Here is a 19,601-nt window from a genome sequence, read left to right on the forward strand (position 1 = left end):
TGGCCGACCAGCTCGACGCCGCCATCGAACAGAACGGCAAGGGCGACCTCGCCGCCCTCCTCGCCGGCGGCGACACCTGGACCGTCATCGGCTGATCACTGCCGGCATCCGGCGGACCGATCCGGGAGTATTCGCGGGGTCGCGACGCGTTGGAACGTGTCGTGGAAGGTACGACGAAAGAACCGTGGGGTCCTGGATCATGCTGAGGACGGTCGCTGCAACGCGCTATGTCGCGCCCCTGCACTCGGGCGGCTCCGTGCCGGGGGTCGTCGAGGCCGACGACCTCGGGACCTACGTCGTGAAGTTCACGGGGGCCGCGCAGGGCCACAAGGCGCTGGTCGCGGAGATCATCGTCGGGGAGCTGGCCCGGGCCCTCGGGCTGCGCTTCCCCGAGCTGGTCCTCGTGCACTTCGATCCCGCCGTCGGCGGCCACGAACCCCATCAGGAGGTCCAGGACCTGCTGAGGGCCAGCGCCGGCCTCAACCTCGGCATGGACTATCTGCCGGGCGCGAAGGACTTCACCCCGGAGGTCGCGCGGACGTTCCGGGTCGACCCGCTGGAGGCCGGCAAGGTGGTCTGGCTGGACGCCCTCACCGTCAACGTGGACCGGACGGTGCACAGCTCGAACCTCATGATCTGGCCCACCCTCGGCGTCGCGCCGCCCCGGCTGTGGCTGATCGACCACGGTGCCGCCCTCGTCTTCCACCACCGCTGGGACGGCTCGGCGCCCGAGAAGGCCTACGACTTCAGGAGCCACGCGCTCGGCGGCCACGGCCCCGACACCCGCGCGGCCGACGCCGAGCTCGCCCCCAAGGTCACCGAGGAGCTGCTGCGCACGGTTCTGGCCCAGGTGCCCGACGCCTGGCTCATGGACGAGCCGGGCTTCGCGAGCCCGGACGCGGTCCGTGACGCGTACGCCGGGTATCTCCTCGCCCGTGTCCGCGCCTCGGCGGCCTGGCTCCCCACCGACTTCCCGAGCCGTGAACAGCTCGCCGCCGAGGACGCCGACCGCGCCCGGCGCACCCGCAGCGGCCGCCCGGACTGGCTCAAGCACGTCCCGGACCTGCACGGCAAACCGGCCGCCGAGCAGGACTGGACGGTGCACCTGGGGTGACGGGCCGGCCGGGGGACCCGGTCGGCCCGTCACGGCACGCCCGGGGTCAGCCGGTCAGCTGCTCGTAGGCGGGCAGGGTCAGGAAGTCCGCGTAGTCCTCGTCCAGCGCGACCTTCAAAAGCAGGTCGTGCGCCTGCTGCCAGCGGCCGGCCGCGAAGGCCTCCTCGCCGATCTCGGCGCGGATGTCGGCGAGCTCCCGCGCGGCGATCTCACGCGCCAGCTCCGGGGTGGCCGGCACGGTCTCGCCGTCGTGCTCGAAGACGACACCCGCGTTGATCCACTGCCAGATCTGCGAACGGGAGATCTCGGCGGTGGCCGCGTCCTCCATGAGATTGAAGATGGCGACCGCGCCCAGGCCGCGCAGCCAGGCCTCGATGTAACGGATGCCGACCTGCACGGCGTTGACCAGACCGTCGTACGTCGGGCGCGCGTCGAGCGAGTCGACGGCGATGAGGTCACCGGCCGCGACCGACACGTCCTCGCGCAGCCGGTCCTTCTGGTTCGGCCGGTCGCCGAGGACCGCGTCGAAGGAGGCCATCGCGATCGGGACGAGGTCGGGGTGGGCCACCCACGAGCCGTCGAAGCCGTCGCCCGCCTCACGGTCCTTGTCCGCCTTGACCTTCTCGAAGGCCACCTTGTTGACCGCCTCGTCGCGCCGCGAGGGGATGAACGCGGCCATGCCCCCGATGGCGTGGGCACCCCGCTTGTGGCAGGTGCGGACGAGGAGTTCGGTGTACGCCCGCATGAACGGGGCCGTCATCGTCACCGCGTTGCGGTCCGGAAGGACGAACTTGGTCCCGCCGTCACGGAAGTTCTTGACGATGGAGAAGAGGTAGTCCCACCGGCCGGCGTTCAACCCCGAGGCGTGGTCGCGGAGTTCGTAGAGGATCTCGTCCATCTCGTAGGCGGCCGTGATCGTCTCGATCAGGACGGTCGCGCGGACCGAGCCCTGGGGGACGCCGACGTAGTCCTGGGCGAACACGAACACGTCGTTCCACAGGCGGGCTTCGAGGTGGGACTCGGTCTTGGGCAGATAGAAGTACGGGCCCTTGCCGAGGTCGAGCAGCCGCCGGGCGTTGTGGAAGAAGTAGAGACCGAAGTCCACGAGCGCGCCGGGCACGGACGTGCCGTCGGCGGCGACGAGGTGACGCTCGTTCAGATGCCAGCCGCGCGGGCGCATCACGACGGTCGCGAGCTCCGCGTCCGGCCCGAGCGCGTACGACTTGCCGGAGCCCGGGTCGGTGAAGTCGATGCTCCGGGTGTAGGCGTCGATCAGGTTCAGCTGGCCCAGGATCACGTTCTCCCAGGTGGGTGCCGAGGCGTCCTCGAAGTCCGCGAGCCACACCCGGGCGCCCGAGTTGAGCGCGTTGATCGTCATCTTGCGGTCGGTGGGCCCGGTGATCTCGACCCGCCGGTCGTTCAGCGCGGCCGGAGCGGGGGCCACCCTCCAGGTCTCGTCGGCGCGGATCGCGGCGGTCTCCGGGAGGAAGTCGAGCGTGGAGGTGCGGGCGATCTCGGCGCGCCGCTCCGCGCGGCGGACGAGGAGCTCGTCACGCCGGGGCGTGAACAGCCGGTGCAGCTCGGCCACGAAGGCGAGGGCCGCCTCGGTGAGGACCTCCTCCTGCCGGGGCAGGGGCTCGGCGTCGACGATGGCCAGCGGGGACGGCGCTGGTGCGGACATGAGCAGTCACTTCCTTCAGCGAGCTTCGTGCGGGCGAGCCGGCCACGGGCGGGCCGCGTACGGGTCCTGCGGGAGCGCCGTACACCGGTCGAACGAGCGAATCATGGACGGCGTCACCGCGCCCGGCACTCCGTGCCACGGCGTGCCGTGTCGGCGAGCGGCCGGAAACGGATGCCTACGGCGTACGGCTGACCCGCGAGGCGCTTCTGATCAGTGGATACTAATTTCCTCATGGTGGAAGTTCAATGGTTTGTTGATGTCGAGACTCTTCAGGTCGACCGAAGGTGGCGCCCGGTGCCACCCCGCTCACTCGAGGTGGACCAGATCGGCCTCCGTGTCGATGTCGTACGCGCGGGCCACGTCCCCGCACTCGACGAGGGTGATCTCGTCGTCGTGGGCCCGCAGATAGGCGCGCGCACCCCGGTCGCCGACGGCCGTCGCCGCGATCCCGGCCCAGTGACCGGCCCCGAACAGCACCGGATGGCCGCGCTCACCGTCGTACGCCGCCGCGGCGAGTGTCAGCGGAGAGGTGTACGCGGCCAGCACCCGGGCCACCGCCTCCCCGCCGATCCCCGGCTGGTCGACCAGCGAGACCAGTGCGGCCCGCGCGCCCGAGTCCGCCAGCGAGTCGAGCCCGGCCCGCAGCGAGGAACCCATTCCCTCCTCCCAGCCGGGGTTGTCCACCAGGACGCACCCGGCCAGGGACGCCCGCTCCCGCACGTCCTCGGCCCGCGCGCCGAGGACGACATGGATACGGGCGCAGCCGCCGGCGCGCAGCACCCCCACCGCGTGTTCGACGAGAGGCCGCCCCCGGTGGGGCAGGAGTGCCTTGGGTCGGCCCCCGAGACGCCGTCCGCCTCCGGCCGCCAGCACCAGCCCCGCCACCTCGCCCTCGTTCTCCGTCATGCCCCCTGCATACCCGACCCGGCCGCGGCACGCCCCGGAAGCCGGCCGTCACCTCGGCGTCCCCGGGCTGAATTTCGGTCCGCGCAGTGGCGCCCGGCGCACCGGGTGGCGTTTACTGACCCGCGTCCCCCGGCGCCCGACCACCGCCACGGGGAACCGGATACCGGCATGGGCGGGACCGACGCACAGCGGCGTGCGAGGGGGAGAGCTGTGTTGCGGAGCTTGGGGCAGAGACCGTTGACGGGCAGCGACGAGGATCCGAGGGTGGCGGGGTTGCGTACCGCCGTCGCCCGGCTGCGCCGTGAACTCGCCGTGCATCCGGTCGAGTTCCCCGACCGGGGCATCGCCGAGGACGAACTCGCGTCCCTCGCCGCGATGGCCGCCGGAGGCCTCCCGGAGATTCCCCGGCTGCGCCGATCGCTCCTCCTGGTCGCGGGAGCGATCGGCTCGGTGAGCGCTCTCGCGACCCGCCTGGCCGACGTCCGCGACGCGGTCGAACTCTTCGGGGAACCCCCGCACCGCAGCCGACGGTGACCCCCAGGCGCCGCAGCCGACGGTGCCCCCCGCACCGCAGCCGACGGTGACCCTCCTCAGCGCCCCCGGCGGATGACACCCCGCTCGGTTGCCGCCGCCACGGCCGAGGTGCGGGAGTCCACACCCAACTTCGCGTAGATGTGCACCAGATGGGACTTCACGGTCGCCTGGCTCAGAAACAGTTCCTTGCTGATCCGCTGGTTCGACATCCCGTCCTTGACCAGTTCGAGGACCTCCAGTTCCCGGCGGCTGAGGGCGGCCGCGGGGGCGCGCATACGGTCCATGAGCCGGTCGGCGACCTTCGGGGCGAGGGCCGAGTGACCCGAGGCGGCGGTGCGCACGGCGGCGGACAGCTCCTCCGGAGGGGCGTCCTTGAGGAGGTAGCCACAGGCGCCCGCCTCGACCGCGGCGAGGATGTCCGCGTCGGTGTCGTACGTGGTCAGGACGAGGACCCGGGGCGCCCCGGGGCGGGCCGCGATGGCCGCCGTGGCCTCCGCCCCGTGCATCCCGGCGCCGAACTGGAGGTCCATGAGCACGACGTCCACGCCGCCGGCCCCGGCCCGCTCCACCGCGGCCTCCGCCGTCGGAGCCTCCGCGACGATCTCGAAGTCCGGCTCCGCGGACAGCACCGCGCGCAGTCCGGCACGCACGACGGGGTGGTCGTCCGCGAGCAGCAGGCGGACGGTCATGCCCGGCTCCCCGCGGTGCGCGCCGATCCGGGCCGTGCGCCGAGGACGGGGGACGCGGCGGCAGCCGGGGGTGCCTTCGGCCCCTCCCCGGAGACCGGGAGGGGCAGCGTGACCGCCACCGCCGTGCCCTGTCCTGGCGCCGACTCGACGGTGAACGTCCCGCCCAGCGACCGCGCGCGCGAGCGCATCGCGGGAAGCCCGAAGCCGCCGTCCACCCGGTCTCCCTCCACCCGGTCTCCCTCCACCCGGTCTCCCTCCACTTGGTCTCCCTCCCCCCTGGCTCCGTCCACGCCGTCCCTGGCCACGCACTCCCCGTCCGGGCCTATGCCTCCCGGGGTGAAGCCGGTCCCGTCGTCCACCACGTCCAGCGTGACGGAGCCGTCCATGAAGCTGAGCGTGATCTCCGCGCGATCGGCGTGCGCGTGGCGCAGCGTGTTGCCGAGCGCCGACTGCGCGATCCGCAGCAGGGCCACCTCGTACGGCGTCGGAAGCCCGGCAGGCGTGCCGCTCACCGAGAAGCGGACCTTCGGTGTGTCCACGGCGGCCGACCGGCACAGCCGCTCCAGCGCGGCGGCCAGCGAGCCGTGCTCCAGACCCGGCGGGGTGAGCGCGCGGACGAAGCGGCGGGCCTCGGCGAGGTTGTCCTGCGCGGTCACCCGGGCCTGCTCCAGATGCGGGGCGGCCGGGGAGTCCGCGGGCAGCAGCCGCTGGGCCGCCCGCATCAGCAGCTGGATGCTGGACAGGCCCTGGGCGAGGGTGTCGTGGATCTCGCGGGCGAGCCGCTCCCGTTCGGCGAGCGTGCCCGCCGCGCGTTCGGCCTCGGCCAGCTCCGCGCGCGTGGCGATCAGCTCCTCGATCAGCTCGCGGCGGCGCTCGCTCTCCCGGTACAGGGCCTCGTACCCGAGGACCGTGGCGACCGCGACCCCCGCGCCGAGCAGGGGACCGATGAACGCGCCGGGGGTGAGCGGCGCGCCGTGCGCCACGAAGCTCGCGACGGCCGCCCCCGCGGTCAGGGCGACCGCGGGCAGGCTCCAGCGCACCGGCAGCAGATGCAGTTGCAGGAAGTAGAGCGGGAACGCCACCCACAGCCCGTCCGGTGAGAGCGCGACCAGCGCCAGCCAGCTCGCGCCGAGCGCGGCCACCCACAGCGCGGCCGCACGCCGTGAGCGGCGCACCGCGGGCGAGACCGCGCCCGCCACGAGCACGGCGCCCGTCACCAGGACCGACAGGACGACCGCGGTCGGGTGCCCGGTGTCCCCGCTGCGGACGGCGGCCAGCAGCAGGAGGCCCGCGAGCAGGGCGTACAGACACAGCCGCAGGACGGCGACGACGGGGGAGTGGCGGCGGACGTTCATGGTCGTTCCAGGGTAGGCGGGGCGGGCCCGGACCCGGTCAACCGAAAGGTTGAAAGCGGGCCGCTCCCTTCGACGGCGGCGGGCCGCCCCTTCGGCCCGGGGGAACCGAGCGGCGGGGTGATGCCCGGGGCCCGGCCCGGACGGCAGGGTCGAGGCATGTTCGTCGCATGGAGAGACCTGCTGTTCGCCAAGGGGCGGTTCGCCCTGATGGGATCCGTGGTCGTACTGATCACCCTGCTCGTGGGGCTGCTGTCCGGGCTGACCGCCGGGCTCGCCGAGGAGAACACCTCGGCCGTCACCGCGCTGCCCGCCGACCACCTGGCCTTCGCCGCGCCGGCCGCGGGACAGCCCGTGTCGTTCACCGGCGTCCCGGTGCCCGCCCGCGCCCGGGAGAGCTGGGCCGGCAGGCCAGGCGTCCTCTCGGCCGAACCGATCGGCGTCCGCACCCTGAACGCGGCCGCCGGGAGCCGTACGACCGCGGTGTCCTCGTTCGCCGTACGGCCGGGCTCGGGCATCGCACCGCCGGGAGTCGCGCCCGGCCGGGCCGTGCTGTCCGGAAAGGCCGCCGCCGCGCTCGGTGTGACCTCCGGGGACCGGATACGGCTCGGCGGCGCCGAGCTGACCGTCGCGGCCGTCGCCGGCCGGGCCTCGTACAGCCACACCCCGGTCGTGTGGACCGCCTTCTCCGGTACGGCGACCGTGATCGCCCTGCGCACCCACGGCGCCGACCTGCGGGCGGCCGACCGCGCCGCCGGTACGAGGACCTTCACCCGGGGCGACGCCCTCACCGCCATCGGCTCCTACCGGGCCGAGAACGGCTCCCTCCAGCTCATGCGCGGATTCCTGTTCGTCATCTCTGCGCTCGTCACCGGGGCGTTCTTCACCGTCTGGACGATCCAGCGGTCGCCCGACATCGCGGTCCTGAAGGCGCTGGGCGCCTCCACGCCGTACCTGCTGCGCGACGCGCTCGGGCAGGCGGTGTTCCTGCTCGTCACCGGGACGCTGCTCGGCACCGGGCTCGCCGCCGTGGCGGGCGCGCTCGTGCGACGCGGGGGCGAGGTGCCCTTCGCCCTGGACGCCCCGACCGTGCTCGGCCCCGTCGCCGTCACCATCGCCCTCGGGGCGCTCGGCGCGGGCCTGTCCGTCCGCCGGATCACCGCCGTCGACCCCCTGACCGCGCTGGCGAGCGCCCGATGAGAACGGGAAGTCCCCTCATGAGCCTGACCCTCGAAGACATCACCCTCACCTACCCCGACGGCGACGGCCGTCTGACCGCTCTGGACCGAGTCGGCCTCCTGGTGCCGGCCGGAACGGTGACGGCCGTCGTGGGGCCCTCCGGTTCCGGCAAGTCCAGCCTCCTCGCGGTCGCCGCGACCCTGGTCGCCCCGGACCGCGGGCGCGTTCTCGTCGGCGGTACGGAGACGGGGGCGCTCACCGCGGCGGAGCGGGCCGTCCTGCGGCGGCGCGAGATCGGCATCGTGTTCCAGCAGCCGAACCTGCTCCCCTCACTGACCGTGCTGGAGCAGCTCCAGGTGATGGGTCACCTGGACGGGCGGCGCCGAGTGACGGGCCGAGCGCGGGAGTTGCTGGACGCGGTCGGACTCGGCGATCTGGCGCACCGGCGCCCGCATCAGCTGTCCGGCGGCCAGCGGCAGCGGGTGAACATCGCCCGCGCCCTGGTCAACGAGCCGTCGGTGCTCCTGGTCGACGAACCGACCAGCGCCCTCGACCACGAACGCGGCACCGCCGTGCTCGATCTGCTGCTCGGGCTCACGCGCGAACGCGGCACGGCGACCGTCCTCGTGACGCACGACCGCGCCCACCTCGGCGAGGTGGACGCGGTGCGGGAGATGACGGACGGGCGCCTGGAGACACCCGCCACCGTGCCCGCCGCGGGGCGCGGGGCGCTCTGAGCCGGGCGGGGAACGAGGTGCGGCCCGCCGCTCCCCGCCGCACCGCCCGCCCCCGCGGGCACGGCCTGGGCCCGCGCCCGCCTGGTTCGGCTCGGCCCGCGCCTGGTTCGGATCCGCCTGATTCAGCCGGCGCCCGGACCCGAGCTCGCCAGGGCCTCCGACAATTCCACCGCGACCTGCTGGAGCACCGGCACGATCGTGTCGGTGGCGGCCTCGGTGACCCGGCCGGCCGGGCCCGAGATCGAGATGGCGGCGGCGGTCGGGGAGTCGGGCACGGAGACGGCCAGACAGCGGACGCCGATCTCCTGCTCGTTGTCGTCGATGGCGTATCCGGTCCGGCGGACCTCGGCGAGCGCGGCGAGGAAGCCGTCCGGCGTGGTGATCGTCTTCTCCGTCGCGGCGGGCATGCCCGTACGGGAGAGCAGCGCGCGCACCTCGTCGTCCGGGGTGTGCGCCAGGAGGGCCTTGCCGACGCCCGTGGAGTGCGGCAGGACCCGGCGGCCCACCTCGGTGAACATGCGCATCGAGTGCTTGGAGGGGACCTGGGCCACGTAGACGATCTCGTCCCCGTCGAGCAGCGCCATGTTCGCGGTCTCGCCGGTCTCCTCCACCAGGCGCGCCAGATAGGGGCGGGCCCAGGTGCCGAGCAGCCGGGAGGCGGACTCGCCGAGCCGGATCAGACGGGGGCCGAGCGCGTACCGGCGGTTGGCCTGCTGCCGTACGTATCCGCAGGCCACGAGGGTGCGCATGAGCCGGTGAATGGTGGGCAGCGGCAGCCCGCTACTCGCGGAGAGCTCGCTCAGACCGACCTCGCCCCCGGCGTCCGCCATGCGCTCCAGCAGATCGAAGGCGCGCTCGAGGGACTGGACGCCGCCACTGGGAGCGGAGGATCGGGCGTCGGTGGTGCTGGCGCTGGACGGCGGCACGGCGGCGGTCCTTTCGGGGCGCGGAATCGAGCGGGGTGACCCGAAGAGTCTCGAAGGGGGCGGCGGCGGGGCGGGCAGAGACGCAGCCTACCCGGCAGCGGACAGGCCGCCGGGGGACCCCTTGACGGCGCGGGGGCCGGAGTGAAGACTTCTTCAACAGAAAGTTGAATTCCGTTCCGCGGAAGCAACCCGGCGGCAACGGGAGTCGACGGAGGCGGAGAGAGGGGTCCGGGTGTCCGAAGCCGAACTGGTGCTGCGCTCGACGCGTGTCATCACTCCCGAAGGGACGCGCGCCGCGTCGGTCGCGGTCTCCGCGGGGAAGATCACGGCCGTGCTGCCGTACGACGTCGAGGTGCCCTCCGGAGCCCGCTCGGAGGACTTCGGCGACGACGTCCTGCTGCCCGGTCTCGTCGACACCCACGTCCATGTGAACGACCCCGGCCGCACCGAGTGGGAGGGGTTCTGGACCGCGACCCGCTCCGCGGCCGCCGGCGGCATCACCACGCTCATCGACATGCCGCTCAACTCCCTCCCGCCGACGACGACGGTCGCGGGCCTGCGCGCGAAGCAGGACGTGGCCCGCTCCAGGGCGCACATCGACGTGGGCTTCTGGGGCGGTGCGCTGCCCGGCAACGTCAAGGATCTCCAACCCCTGCACGAGGCAGGGGTGTTCGGGTTCAAGGCGTTCCTGTCGCCGTCCGGGGTCGAGGAGTTCCCCGAGCTGGACCAGGACCAACTCGCCCGTTCCCTGGCCGAGATCGCCGGCTTCGGCGGCCTGCTGATCGTGCACGCCGAGGACCCGCACCACCTGGCCGCCGCCCCGCAGAAGGGCGGTCCCGACTACGCCGACTTCCTCGCCTCGCGCCCCCGTGACGCCGAGGACACCGCCGTCGAGAACCTCGTCGCCCAGGCCAGGAGACTCGACGCCCGGGTGCACGTCCTGCACCTGTCGTCGAGCGACGCGCTCCCGGTCATCGCCGCGGCCAAGGCCGACGGGGTCCGGCTCACCGTGGAGACCTGCCCGCACTACCTCACCCTGACCGCCGAGGAAGTCCCGGACGGCGCGAGCGAGTTCAAGTGCTGCCCGCCGATTCGCGAGGCCGCCAACCAGGACCTGCTGTGGCGGGCGCTGGCCGACGGCACGATCGACTGCGTGGTCACCGACCACTCGCCGTCGACCGCCGACCTCAAGACGGACGACTTCGCCACCGCGTGGGGCGGCATCTCCGGCCTCCAACTGAGCCTGTCCGCCGTCTGGACCGAGGCCAGCGGGCGCGGCCACGGTCTGGAGGACGTGGTCCGCTGGATGTCCTCGCGCACGGCACAGCTGGTCGGCCTGGACGGCCGCAAGGGTGCCATCGCGCCGGGCCACGACGCCGACTTCGCGGTGTTCGCCCCCGAGGAGACGTTCACCGTCGACCCGGCCGCGCTCCAGCACCGCAACCGGGTGACGGCCTACGCGGGCAAGACCCTCGGCGGCGTCGTGAAGTCGACGTGGCTGCGCGGCGAACGCGTCTTCGCGGACGGCGAGTTCACCGCTCCGAAGGGTCATCTGCTGACCCGTACGACCTGACCCGCGCCCCCCACCAGCCGACTCCCGAAAGGAACCCCTGATCACCGTGACGGCGACCCAGAGCTTCACCGGAGACGCGCGACCCTACGGAGGCGGCGACCCGTACGCGGACTACCGCACCGCCGACTTCCCCTTCACCCGGTACGCCGACCTCGCGGACCGGCGGCTCGGCGCCGGAGTCGTCGCCGCCAACGACGAGTTCTTCGCCCAGCGCGAGAACCTCCTCCTGGCCGGGGCGGCGGAGTTCGACCCCGAGCACTTCGGCCACAAGGGCAAGATCATGGACGGCTGGGAGACCCGGCGGCGCCGCGGTGTCTCGGCCGAGCACCCGTGGCCGACGGCCGAGGACCACGACTGGGCCCTGGTACGCCTCGGTGCCCCCGGTGTCGTCCGCGGGATCGTCGTCGACACCGCCCACTTCCGCGGCAACTATCCGCAGGCGGTGTCGGTCGAGGGCGCCTCGGTGCCCGGTTCGCCCTCGCCCGAGGAACTCCTGGCGGACGAGGTGAAGTGGACGACTCTGGTACCGCGCACGCCGGTAGGCGGTCACGCGGCCAACGGGTTCGCCGTCTCCGTCGAACAGCGTTTCACCCATCTGCGGGTCAACCAGCACCCCGACGGGGGGATCGCGCGCCTGCGCGTGCACGGCGAGGTCGTGCCCGACCCGCGCTGGCTGTCCGCCCTCGGCACCTTCGACGTGGTCGCCCTGGAGAACGGCGGACAGGTCGAGGACGCCTCCGACCTCTTCTACTCACCCGCCACCAACACCATCCAGCCGGGCCGCTCGCGCAAGATGGACGACGGCTGGGAGACACGCAGGCGACGCGACCGGGGCAACGACTGGATCCGCTACCGGCTCGTCGCCCCGTCCGAGATCCGTGCCGTCGAGATCGACACGGCGTATCTGAAGGGCAACAGCGCCGGCTGGGCCTCGGTGTCGGTGCGGAACGGTGACGAAGGGGACGCGGGGGAGTGGACGGAGATCCTGCCCCGCACCCGCCTCCAGCCCGACACCGACCACCGCTTCACCCTCACGGCGCCCACCCTCGCCACGCACGCGCGCGTGGACATCTTCCCGGACGGCGGAATCTCCCGCCTGCGCCTCTTCGGCTCCCTGACCGAGGAGGGGAGGTCGGCCCTGACGGCCCGGCACCAGGAACTGGGCGGCTGAGCGGTACCGGAAGCCGGCCCGGGCCCGCTCCGCGGGTGCCGCCCGGCCTCAGTCCCGGGTGCCCGTCGTGAGGCGGGTGCGGAACGTGGTGCCGGCCGGGGTGTCCAGGACCGTGATCGTGCCGCCGTGGAGGGCGGCGATGTCCAGGGCTATGGGCAGGCCGAGGCCTGTGCCGCCGTCGTCACGGCTGCGGGCGTCGTCGAGACGGGCGAACCGTTCGAAGATCTTCTCCCGGTCGGCGGCGGCGATCGGAGGGCCGTCGTTGGTGACGTCCAGGACCGCGTCGCCGGTCTCCCGGTCCTCCGACAGCCGGACCACGACGGTGTGCCGGGCGTGACGCTGGGCGTTGTCGAGGAGGTTGGTCAGCAGCCGGCCGATCCACAGGGCGTTGCCGGGGACGGTGACGCAGCCCACGGCGTGCAGGGTGACCGGGTGGGGGTCGGTGGAGCGGACGGCGACGGTCGTGCGGGCGAGTTCGGTGAGGTCGACGGGTTCGGTGGGCCCGCTTCGGCCCGTGGCGTCCAGGCGGGCGAGCAGCAGCAGGTCGGCGGAGAGCGCCTGGAGGCGCTCGGTGTCCTGGAGGGCACCCGCCACCAGGGTGTCCCGCACCTGCGGATCGGGGTGGGTGAGCGCGACCTCCAGCTGGGTGCGCAACACCGCGAGGGGGCTGCGCAGTTCGTGCGAGGCGTCGGCGATGAACTGCCGCTGCCGCGTACCGGCGGCCTCCAGCCGTTCGAGCATGGCGTTCATGGTGTCGGCGAGACGGGCGATCTCGTCGTCCCCGCGCGGGGCGGGAACCCGGCGGTCCAGGCCGCGGTCCCCGATGGCGGCGACCTCGGCGCGGATGGCCTCGACCGGCCGCAGCGCGCGTCCGGTCGTACGCCAGGTCAGGGCGCCGACGGTGAACAGCAGCAGGGCGCTCAGCGCGGCGAGGGCCGCGGCGGTGGTGTCCTCGGCGGCGTCGGCGGTGCGCAGAGAGGCCCCGACGTGGATGGTGACCGGGCCGGCGGAGGTGGGGGTGGTGACCGTGGTGACGCGCTGGTGGCGCTCCTTGCCGAGGGCGTCGAGGTCGTACGTCCGGTGGCCGTTGTGGGTTCCGGTGGGGGTGAGGGCGGGCCTGCCGGTGAGGTTCTGGCTCTGCGCGACCACGTTGCCGTGGTCGTCGACGACCTGGATGAAGTCGGTGCCGGGGCCGAGCGTCAGCGGCTCGGGGAGGCGTCCGGTGGAGGCCAGGCGGGCGACGTCCTTCGCCTGCGCGAGGCCGCCGGTCTCCACGGTGCGCTCCAGGTTGCCGCGTAGCATCATCAGGACGACGGCCGACGCGGCGACCATGACGACGGCGACGCTGACACAGGCGGCGAGCGTGGTGCGGGTCCGGACCGAGCGCGGTGCGAGCCGGCGTATCAGCGCGGCCGCCCGGGGACGACCCGTCAGGCGGTGCAGCGCGGTACGGGCCCGGCGGCGCGTGGCGGCGACGATCCCCGGGCGCCCGGGTTCCCGGGGGGAGACGTCCGGCTCAGCCACCGTCGGCCGCCAGTCGGTATCCGGCGCCGCGGACGGTCTGCACCGCGGCGCGTCCGAACGGGGTGTCGATCTTGCGCCGCAGGGCGCTGACATGGACCTCGACGGTGTTGGGGTCGCTGTCCTGGCCGCTGTCCCACACCTCGTCCAGGATCTCCCGCTTGGAGACGGCCTCCCCGGCGCGCCGGGCCAGGTGGTCCAGCACGGCGAACTCGCGCGGGGTCAGCGGGACGGCCACGCCCCCGCGGGTGCAGGTGCGGGCGGCGGAGTCGACCACCAGGTCGCCCAGCACGGTGCGCCGCGGGGCCCGGCTGCCGATCCGGCGGGCCAGTGCCCGCAGACGGGCGACGAGGACCACGAAGGAGAAGGGTTTGGACAGGTAGTCGTCGGCGCCGGTGTCCAGCGCCTCGGCCTCGTCCCACTCGCCGTCCTTGGCGGTCAGCATGAGGATGCCGACGTTGCTGCCGGTGGCCCGCAGCCGCTGGCACACCCGGTAGCCGTTGAGGCCGGGCAGCATGATGTCGAGCACGACGACGTCGTAGGCGCGCTCGGTGGCCTTGGCGAGCCCGGTGAGACCGTCGTGCGCGATGTCCACGCTGAAGCCCTCGGCGGTCAGGCCGTGCTGAAGCGCCAGGGCCAGCCGGCGCTCGTCTTCCACCACCAGTACACGCATGCCCCCAGGGTGGCAGGTCGCCGGGTGGGGAAGGCGCCAAGCTGAAGGCGTCTTCAGGTCTTCAGGAAGTCTTCAGCACGTTACGGCGATGCTGTGCCCGGACGACCGGGCGCAGGGCCCGGACTCTCCAGGAGATCGGGGTGGGCGCAGTGAGTGAATCCATCGGCGCGGGGGAACCGCAGCAGCAGCCGGACGAGGACGATCCGGGTACGACGGCGACGAAGCCGGCCCGCGGGCGCGTCCTGCGCGGACGCCGGGCGCGCTGGACCGTGGCCGGTGCCGCGGCCGTGGTGGTGATCGGCGGCGGTGTGGCCGCGGCGGCCTTCCACCACCACGAGGAGGGACACGGCGACCGCAAGATGGTGTCCGCCGAGGGCCCCGGGTGGCGCGGCGGGTTCCGTGCGGAGCCCGGAGGCCGTGACGGCCAGGACGGCCCGAAGCCGTTCGACGGCCGGATCCGGGAGGGCCAGGACGGCTCGCGTGGTGAGGACGGCCCCGCGTCGTCGGCGGGCGAGGCCCCGGCCCCGCTGCCCTCGCTCTCCGCGGCGGACGCCGTGGACAAGGCGGCCGCCGCCATCAAGGACGGCAAGGTCGAGTCGCTGGCGCCGGTCACGGAGCAGGGTGGCGGCCGGGCCTGGCGGATCGTGGTCGTCGGACCCGACGGGGTGCGGCACGCGGTCACGATCGACGGCACCGGCGGCACGGTGACCGGCAACACCGTCCTGAACGGCTGAACCGGAACCCCCGAGCGGCGCGGCCCCGGCCGCGCCGCACAGGTACGAGGGCGGCTTCGCACCGAAGGAGCCACGCAGGTACGAGGGCGGCTTCGCACCGAAGGAGCCGCACGGGAACGAGGGTGACCTGGCTCCGTGGGAGCTACGGCCTTTCGTCGTGACAGGCACAACGCGGCTCGGCCGGGTGCGGTGCGACGGCCTGGCACTGGGCGCGCTGGGCGTCGTCGAGCAGGTCGTCGCTGTCGGCCGCCGCGTTGGCCAGACCGGCACAGCACAGGAGCAGCAGCAGCGCTCCGGCGGCGATGGGCAGCACCCGGCGCGGCGGGGGCGGTGCCAGCAGGGCTCGTACCCGCTGCGGTACGACACCGCCGGTGAGGGCGAGTGCCCCGGTGCCGCCCGAGGGGCGGGCCGCGGCCGCGAGAGCCGCGCGTCCGACCGCCCGGGCCACCACACCGCGGTCGCCGACGCGGGCCGCCGCGTCCTCGTCTGCCCAGCGTTCCAGGGCGAAGCCGCCGGCGACGGCGAGCGGCCGCAGCAACGGGTTGGCGGCGGCCGTGAGGTGCCACAGGGTCTGGAAGTGGTGATGGCGGTGGATCAGATGGGCCCTCTCGTGGGCGAGCAGGGCCTCGCGTTCGGCGGGGGCGAGGCACTGGAGCATGCCGCGCGAGACGACGATCCGGCCGGGCGATCCGGGCAGGGCGAAGGCCCGCGGTCTGTCGTCGTCGACGACGGACAGCTCGCTGTCACCGGTCAGCGCGGCGCATTCGCGGCGCGCCCACAGGATCTGGCGGGTACGGCGGACGAGAGCGAGGCCCAGGGAGACCAGCTGGGCCGTCAGGACGAGGGCGCTGACCACCGCGACCGTGAGGTGGACCGGATCCTCGGCCCGCAGTGCGGGGACGGACCAGCGTCCCGCCTCCGCCACCTCGGGGATCTGGGCGACGGCGGTGAAGGCGAGCAGCGCCATCGATCCCATCCAGCCGACGGTGGTCACCACCGCCGCGCAGGCGAGGGCCAGGGCGGCGGGACGCGGAGCGAGCAGGCGGGCCACCGGGGACGCGAGCACGGTCAGCACGGCGGTGACGACGAGCGGAACGTACACGCTGATCAGCACCGGTTCACTTCCCGCCGTCGACGTCGCTTCGGCGGCCCTGGTGCCCCTCGTGCGCGGACAGTAGTTCGTGCAGCAATCGCTCGTCCTGATCGGACAGTTCGGAGACGAAACGGCTCAGCACCGCCTCGCGGTCGGAGCCCTCGTCCAGCAGGGACCGCATCCGCCGCGCCGTGTGCGAGGCCTCGTCGCGCACCGCCGCGTAGGCGTAACCGCGGCCCTCGGGCCGCCGGACGAGCATGCCCTTGTCGTAGAGCCGCGACAGGATCGTCAGGACGGTCGTGTAGGCCAGTCCGCCCGGTAGCCGCTGAAGCACCTGACGGGCGGTCAAGGGGTGGTCGGCCGACCAGAGCGCGGCGAGTACGGAGCCCTCGAGTTCGCCTCGGGCGCGCCTGCCGGTCGTGCCGGAGGCTGCCTCGCTCCTGGGTTCCTTCACCGTTCGCCCTTCCGACGCCCTGTCTTCGGGCAAGGCTACCCCGGTGACCTACTACTAGTTGTAGGAGGTATGCTCCGGTCTCGATCTCGGCCTACTACATCATGTAGTTGCTCGGTCTCCCACCTACGCAGAGGACAGCCCATGGCCAACGGCGGACGAGCGCACCTGACACCGGCGGGCACGGGTGTGTCCCCCGGACGTCTCGCGGAGGCGCACCGGGACCGTGTCGCGATCGTCTCGGCGAGCGTCGGCGCCGGCCACGACGGCGCCGCCACCGAACTCCAGCGCCGCCTGACGGCGGAGGGGATCGCCGTCGACCGGTACGACCTGCTCGACCTCCTGCCCGCTCGCCTCGGCCGGACCGCCAGGGACGCCTACCACCTGATGCTCGACCGCGCCCCCTGGCTCTACCAGCGGATCTACTCCGGCACCGAGCGCGCCGGAGGCGGTGGCCGCGGCGCGCGAGCCCTGCTGAGGTCCGCCGAGAACCGCGTCCTGAAGGCCCTGCACCCCGGGACCGGCGCCGTCGTGTCGACCTACCCCGGTGCCAGCCGCGTCCTGGGCAACCTCCGGCTCGACGGCCGCCTCGGCATCCCCGTGATCACCTATCTCACCGACTTCTCGGTGCACCCCCTGTGGGTGGCGGCCGGCGTGGACGTCCATCTCGCCGCCCACGCCGTACCCGCCGCACAGGCGCGGGCGGCGGGAGCCGAGGACGTCCGCGTCCGCGGACCCGTGGCCGACCCCCGCTTCCACCCCTGCGACACCCGGCGGCGCCGGCGCGCGCGGGAGAAGTTCGGGCTCCCCGACGGCGCCCCGCTCGCGCTCCTGGTGGCCGGCTCCTGGGGAGTCGGCCCCGTCCGGCGGGTCGCCCGGGAGCTGCGCGACTGCGGCGCGGTCGTCCCGGTCGTCGTCTGCGGCCGCAACCAGGCGCTGGCCGCGCGGTTGCGCGCCGACGGGATCGAGCACGTCCACGGCTGGGTCGACGACATGCCCGCCCTGATGCACGCGGCCGACGTCCTCGTGCAGAACGCGGGCGGACTCACCACCCTCGAAGCCTTCTCCGCGGGGCTGCCCGTGGCCAGTTACGGCTGCATACCCGGCCATGGCCTGACGAACGCCGAAGCCCTCGACGAGGCCGGTGTGGCGGTCTGGATCCGCGACCGGGCCCAACTCAAGGAAGTTCTCGCCGACTTGGTCGACGGACCGCTCGGGCCGCGCCAACGCGCCGCGGGACTCGCGCTGTTCGCGGACTCCCCGGACCGCGGCCCGGCGGCGGAGACCGCCCGCGTGCTGCGCTCCGCGCGGCCGCCCGTGCTGCCGCCGCCCACCGGACGGCGACGCGTACGGGTCCGACGGCTGGTCACCACGGCCACCGTGGCCTGCGCCGTGTGGGCGTCCGCCGTCGCCACCGGGGTCGCCACCAGCTATCAGGGCCCCACGCTGGTGCACACGGTGAGCTGGCACCTCGACCTGGACCTCGTCTCCAGCGTGGCCGGTCACGGCCCGGAAGGACACCACTCATGACCCGGCCGCGCATGACCCGATCCCTCACGACGAGCCCCCTCACGACGAGCCCCGTCACGACGCTCTCCCTCGTGACGCGGCCGCTCACGACACGGCCGCTCAGGACGGCGTTCCTGCTCACGGCCGTCGCCGCGGCCGTGCCGGCTGCGCTGGCCGCCGCCCACTGCGCGCCGGTCGTCTCCACGTTCGGGCCGCTGCGCAACCGGGTGATGCCCCGCCTCGCCGGCAAGGGCCGCGCGGATCACGTGGCCCTCACCTTCGACGACGGCCCCGACCCCCGCTCCACGCCCTCGTTCCTGCGCCTCCTCGCCGCGAGGCACGTACACGCCACCTTCTTCCTGCTCGGCAGCCAGGCGCACCGCTCACCCGGCCTGGTCCGCGAGATCGCGGCGGCGGGCCATGAGATAGGCGTGCACGGCTGGGCGCACCGCCCGCTGCTGCTGCGCGGTCCGCGCGCGACCCACACGGATCTGGCCCGCGCGCGTGACACCGTCGCCGAGATCACGGGCACACCGCCCACGCTCTTCCGGCCCCCGTACGGCGTCATGTCAGGCCCGGCCCACCTGGCCGCCCGCCGTCTCGGACTCACCCCGGTCCTCTGGACGTGCTGGGGCGAGGACTGGACCGCCAGGGCCACCCCGGAATCGGTCCACCGCACCGTCGTCGCCGACCTGCGCGGCGGCGGCACCGTGCTGCTCCACGACTCGGACTGCACCTCGGCGCCGGGTGCGTGGCGCTCCGCCCTCGGCGCCCTTCCGCGCATTCTCGACACGTGCGAGCGACGCGGGTACGAGGTCGGTCCGCTCCGCGAGCACGGATCCCCGCCTCCCCGGCCCGTCGTCCCGCATCTCACCCGGCCGGCCGGAACTCTTCGCTCCGTCTCCCGCGTTCTTCCGGCGTGACCCTTCAGCAAGAAATCGTCGGCAACGCCATGCAGATGGCGGTCGTCAACCTGCGTCCCGGCCAGACCGTGTACTGCGAAGCGGGAAAGTTCCTGTTCAAGACGACCAACGTGACCATGGAGACACGGCTCTCCGGGCCGTCGGGCGGCGGGGGCGGCGGGCAGCAGGGCGGCGGTGGCGGCATGGGCGGCATGCTGCGCCAGGCCGTGGGCACCGCCATGCAGGCGGGCCAGCGCGCCCTCGCGGGCGAGTCGCTGGCGTTCCAGTACTTCACGTGCACGGGCGGTGAGGGCACGGTCGGTTTCGCGGGGGTGCTGCCCGGTGAGATGCGCGCGCTGGAGCTCGACGGCACGCGCGCGTGGTTCGCCGAGAAGGACGCCTTCGTGGCGGCGGAGTCGACCGTCCTGTTCGGCATCGCCTTCCAGGGCGGGCGGACCGGGCGCAGCGGCGGGGAGGGATTCGTGCTGGAGAAGTTCACCGGACACGGCACGGTGATCATCGCCGGCGCGGGCAATTTCATCGATCTGAACCCCGCCGACTTCGGCGGCCGCATCGAGGTCGACACGGGCTGCGTGGTCGCCTTCGAGGAGGGCATCCGGTACGGCGTCCAGCGCATCGGCGGCCTCAACCGCCAGGGGCTGATGAACGCCGTCTTCGGCGGCGAGGGCCTGTCACTGGCCACCCTGGAGGGCAATGGACGGGTGATCCTCCAGTCCCTCACCATCGAGAGCCTCGCCAACGCCCTCAGAAAGGCCCAGGGCGGCGACAAGCAGGGCCCGACGGGCGGACTGTTCTCGACCGACGCGGGGTGAGCCGGGAGCGGGCCCCGTGGACG

The 19,601-nt window shown here is 73.6% G+C and carries 19 protein-coding genes; 10 read left to right on the plus strand and 9 right to left on the minus strand.

Translation table 11 applies throughout. The annotated features are described in order from the left end of the window. Window positions 1-199 precede the first annotated feature (199 nt). The gene (locus ACZ4AA_RS23675; protein WP_467605982.1) at window positions 200-1,114 is read left to right on the plus strand and encodes a HipA family kinase; all 915 of its coding nucleotides are present in this window, start codon (window positions 200-202) and stop codon (window positions 1,112-1,114) included. Between the two features lie 46 nt (window positions 1,115-1,160). Here the strand turns inward: ACZ4AA_RS23675 and aceB are convergent, their stop codons facing one another. Together aceB and ACZ4AA_RS23685 are read right to left on the minus strand one after the other, a co-directional pair. Next, complete coding sequence (gene aceB / locus ACZ4AA_RS23680; protein ID WP_467605987.1) at window positions 1,161-2,795, minus strand: malate synthase A; 1,635 nt, start codon at window positions 2,793-2,795, stop codon at window positions 1,161-1,163. A gap of 306 nt (window positions 2,796-3,101) precedes the next feature. Then, on the minus strand, window positions 3,102-3,701 hold the full coding sequence (locus ACZ4AA_RS23685; RefSeq protein ID WP_467605991.1) for a nucleotidyltransferase family protein: 600 nt from the start codon (window positions 3,699-3,701) through the stop codon (window positions 3,102-3,104). Window positions 3,702-3,911: 210 nt separating this feature from the next. Here ACZ4AA_RS23685 and ACZ4AA_RS23690 point away from each other — a divergent pair, with 210 nt between their 5' ends. After that, window positions 3,912-4,235, plus strand: a complete 324-nt coding sequence (locus ACZ4AA_RS23690) for a DUF5955 family protein (RefSeq protein WP_467605997.1) — start codon at window positions 3,912-3,914, stop codon at window positions 4,233-4,235. Between the two features lie 56 nt (window positions 4,236-4,291). On the opposite strand, the gene ACZ4AA_RS23695 is transcribed toward ACZ4AA_RS23690, so the two are convergent. Both ACZ4AA_RS23695 and ACZ4AA_RS23700 read right to left on the minus strand, forming a co-directional pair. Next, complete coding sequence (locus tag ACZ4AA_RS23695) at window positions 4,292-4,924, minus strand: response regulator (RefSeq protein WP_467606000.1); 633 nt, start codon at window positions 4,922-4,924, stop codon at window positions 4,292-4,294. After that, window positions 4,921-6,279 (minus strand): sensor histidine kinase, encoded by a 1,359-nt coding sequence (locus ACZ4AA_RS23700; RefSeq protein WP_467606004.1) that lies wholly within the window; start codon window positions 6,277-6,279, stop codon window positions 4,921-4,923. The genes ACZ4AA_RS23695 and ACZ4AA_RS23700 overlap by 4 nt, the downstream gene beginning before the upstream one ends. A 156-nt stretch (window positions 6,280-6,435) precedes the next feature. On the opposite strand from ACZ4AA_RS23700, the gene ACZ4AA_RS23705 reads away from it, so the two are divergent. Further along, window positions 6,436-7,476, plus strand: a complete 1,041-nt coding sequence (locus ACZ4AA_RS23705; RefSeq protein ID WP_467606009.1) for an ABC transporter permease — start codon at window positions 6,436-6,438, stop codon at window positions 7,474-7,476. A gap of 17 nt (window positions 7,477-7,493) precedes the next feature. Beyond that, the gene (locus tag ACZ4AA_RS23710) at window positions 7,494-8,192 is read left to right on the plus strand and encodes an ABC transporter ATP-binding protein (protein ID WP_467606013.1); all 699 of its coding nucleotides are present in this window, start codon (window positions 7,494-7,496) and stop codon (window positions 8,190-8,192) included. 122 nt (window positions 8,193-8,314) lie between these two features. Here the strand turns inward: ACZ4AA_RS23710 and ACZ4AA_RS23715 are convergent, their stop codons facing one another. Beyond that, the gene (locus ACZ4AA_RS23715; RefSeq protein WP_467606017.1) at window positions 8,315-9,118 is read right to left on the minus strand and encodes an IclR family transcriptional regulator; all 804 of its coding nucleotides are present in this window, start codon (window positions 9,116-9,118) and stop codon (window positions 8,315-8,317) included. 232 nt (window positions 9,119-9,350) lie between these two features. Here ACZ4AA_RS23715 and allB point away from each other — a divergent pair, with 232 nt between their 5' ends. Further along, window positions 9,351-10,691: an allantoinase AllB gene (gene allB, locus ACZ4AA_RS23720; RefSeq protein ID WP_467606021.1), complete on the plus strand. Its 1,341-nt coding sequence runs from the start codon at window positions 9,351-9,353 to the stop codon at window positions 10,689-10,691. A gap of 46 nt (window positions 10,692-10,737) precedes the next feature. After that, window positions 10,738-11,862: an allantoicase gene (gene alc / locus ACZ4AA_RS23725; RefSeq protein ID WP_467606026.1), complete on the plus strand. Its 1,125-nt coding sequence runs from the start codon at window positions 10,738-10,740 to the stop codon at window positions 11,860-11,862. Window positions 11,863-11,910: 48 nt separating this feature from the next. Here alc and ACZ4AA_RS23730 read toward each other — a convergent pair whose 3' ends face one another. Continuing rightward, on the minus strand, window positions 11,911-13,386 hold the full coding sequence (locus ACZ4AA_RS23730; RefSeq protein WP_467606030.1) for a sensor histidine kinase: 1,476 nt from the start codon (window positions 13,384-13,386) through the stop codon (window positions 11,911-11,913). Further along, window positions 13,379-14,056 carry a response regulator transcription factor gene (locus ACZ4AA_RS23735; RefSeq protein ID WP_467606033.1) on the minus strand — a complete coding sequence of 226 codons (678 nt, stop codon included), beginning with the start codon at window positions 14,054-14,056 and terminating at the stop codon, window positions 13,379-13,381. Before ACZ4AA_RS23735 ends, ACZ4AA_RS23730 begins: the two co-directional genes overlap by 8 nt. Window positions 14,057-14,205: 149 nt before the next feature. Between ACZ4AA_RS23735 and ACZ4AA_RS23740 the strand changes: the two genes are divergently transcribed. Next, window positions 14,206-14,790 carry a hypothetical protein gene (locus ACZ4AA_RS23740; RefSeq protein ID WP_467606036.1) on the plus strand — a complete coding sequence of 195 codons (585 nt, stop codon included), beginning with the start codon at window positions 14,206-14,208 and terminating at the stop codon, window positions 14,788-14,790. Between the two features lie 142 nt (window positions 14,791-14,932). On the opposite strand, the gene ACZ4AA_RS23745 is transcribed toward ACZ4AA_RS23740, so the two are convergent. Then, window positions 14,933-15,904 carry a M56 family metallopeptidase gene (locus ACZ4AA_RS23745; protein ID WP_467606040.1) on the minus strand — a complete coding sequence of 324 codons (972 nt, stop codon included), beginning with the start codon at window positions 15,902-15,904 and terminating at the stop codon, window positions 14,933-14,935. Between the two features lie 4 nt (window positions 15,905-15,908). After that, the gene (locus tag ACZ4AA_RS23750; protein ID WP_467606044.1) at window positions 15,909-16,337 is read right to left on the minus strand and encodes a BlaI/MecI/CopY family transcriptional regulator; all 429 of its coding nucleotides are present in this window, start codon (window positions 16,335-16,337) and stop codon (window positions 15,909-15,911) included. Between the two features lie 141 nt (window positions 16,338-16,478). Between ACZ4AA_RS23750 and ACZ4AA_RS23755 the strand changes: the two genes are divergently transcribed. The 3 genes from ACZ4AA_RS23755 to ACZ4AA_RS23765 are packed head-to-tail and all read left to right on the plus strand — an operon-like array spanning window position 16,479 to window position 19,578. Next, window positions 16,479-17,864, plus strand: a complete 1,386-nt coding sequence (locus tag ACZ4AA_RS23755) for a glycosyltransferase (RefSeq protein WP_467606048.1) — start codon at window positions 16,479-16,481, stop codon at window positions 17,862-17,864. After that, the gene (locus ACZ4AA_RS23760) at window positions 17,861-18,766 is read left to right on the plus strand and encodes a polysaccharide deacetylase family protein (protein WP_467606051.1); all 906 of its coding nucleotides are present in this window, start codon (window positions 17,861-17,863) and stop codon (window positions 18,764-18,766) included. The genes ACZ4AA_RS23755 and ACZ4AA_RS23760 overlap by 4 nt, the downstream gene beginning before the upstream one ends. Then, on the plus strand, window positions 18,763-19,578 hold the full coding sequence (locus ACZ4AA_RS23765) for an AIM24 family protein (protein ID WP_467606054.1): 816 nt from the start codon (window positions 18,763-18,765) through the stop codon (window positions 19,576-19,578). Before ACZ4AA_RS23760 ends, ACZ4AA_RS23765 begins: the two co-directional genes overlap by 4 nt. Window positions 19,579-19,601 lie beyond the last annotated feature (23 nt).

The sequence above is a fragment of the Streptomyces sp. NPDC024698 genome (assembly GCF_055559015.1).

What these genes read in the sequence shown, in the direction of transcription:
- ACZ4AA_RS23675 (WP_467605982.1), top strand. Translation starts at nt 200, where the DNA reads ATGCTGAGGACGGTCGCTGCAACGCGCTATGTCGCGCCCCTGCACTCG.
- aceB (WP_467605987.1), bottom strand. Translation starts at nt 2,795, where the DNA reads ATGTCCGCACCAGCGCCGTCCCCGCTGGCCATCGTCGACGCCGAGCCC.
- ACZ4AA_RS23685 (WP_467605991.1), bottom strand. Translation starts at nt 3,701, where the DNA reads ATGACGGAGAACGAGGGCGAGGTGGCGGGGCTGGTGCTGGCGGCCGGA.
- ACZ4AA_RS23695 (WP_467606000.1), bottom strand. Translation starts at nt 4,924, where the DNA reads ATGACCGTCCGCCTGCTGCTCGCGGACGACCACCCCGTCGTGCGTGCC.
- ACZ4AA_RS23700 (WP_467606004.1), bottom strand. Translation starts at nt 6,279, where the DNA reads ATGAACGTCCGCCGCCACTCCCCCGTCGTCGCCGTCCTGCGGCTGTGT.
- ACZ4AA_RS23705 (WP_467606009.1), top strand. Translation starts at nt 6,436, where the DNA reads ATGTTCGTCGCATGGAGAGACCTGCTGTTCGCCAAGGGGCGGTTCGCC.
- ACZ4AA_RS23710 (WP_467606013.1), top strand. Translation starts at nt 7,494, where the DNA reads ATGAGCCTGACCCTCGAAGACATCACCCTCACCTACCCCGACGGCGAC.
- ACZ4AA_RS23735 (WP_467606033.1), bottom strand. Translation starts at nt 14,056, where the DNA reads ATGCGTGTACTGGTGGTGGAAGACGAGCGCCGGCTGGCCCTGGCGCTT.
- ACZ4AA_RS23755 (WP_467606048.1), top strand. Translation starts at nt 16,479, where the DNA reads ATGGCCAACGGCGGACGAGCGCACCTGACACCGGCGGGCACGGGTGTG.
- ACZ4AA_RS23760 (WP_467606051.1), top strand. Translation starts at nt 17,861, where the DNA reads ATGACCCGGCCGCGCATGACCCGATCCCTCACGACGAGCCCCCTCACG.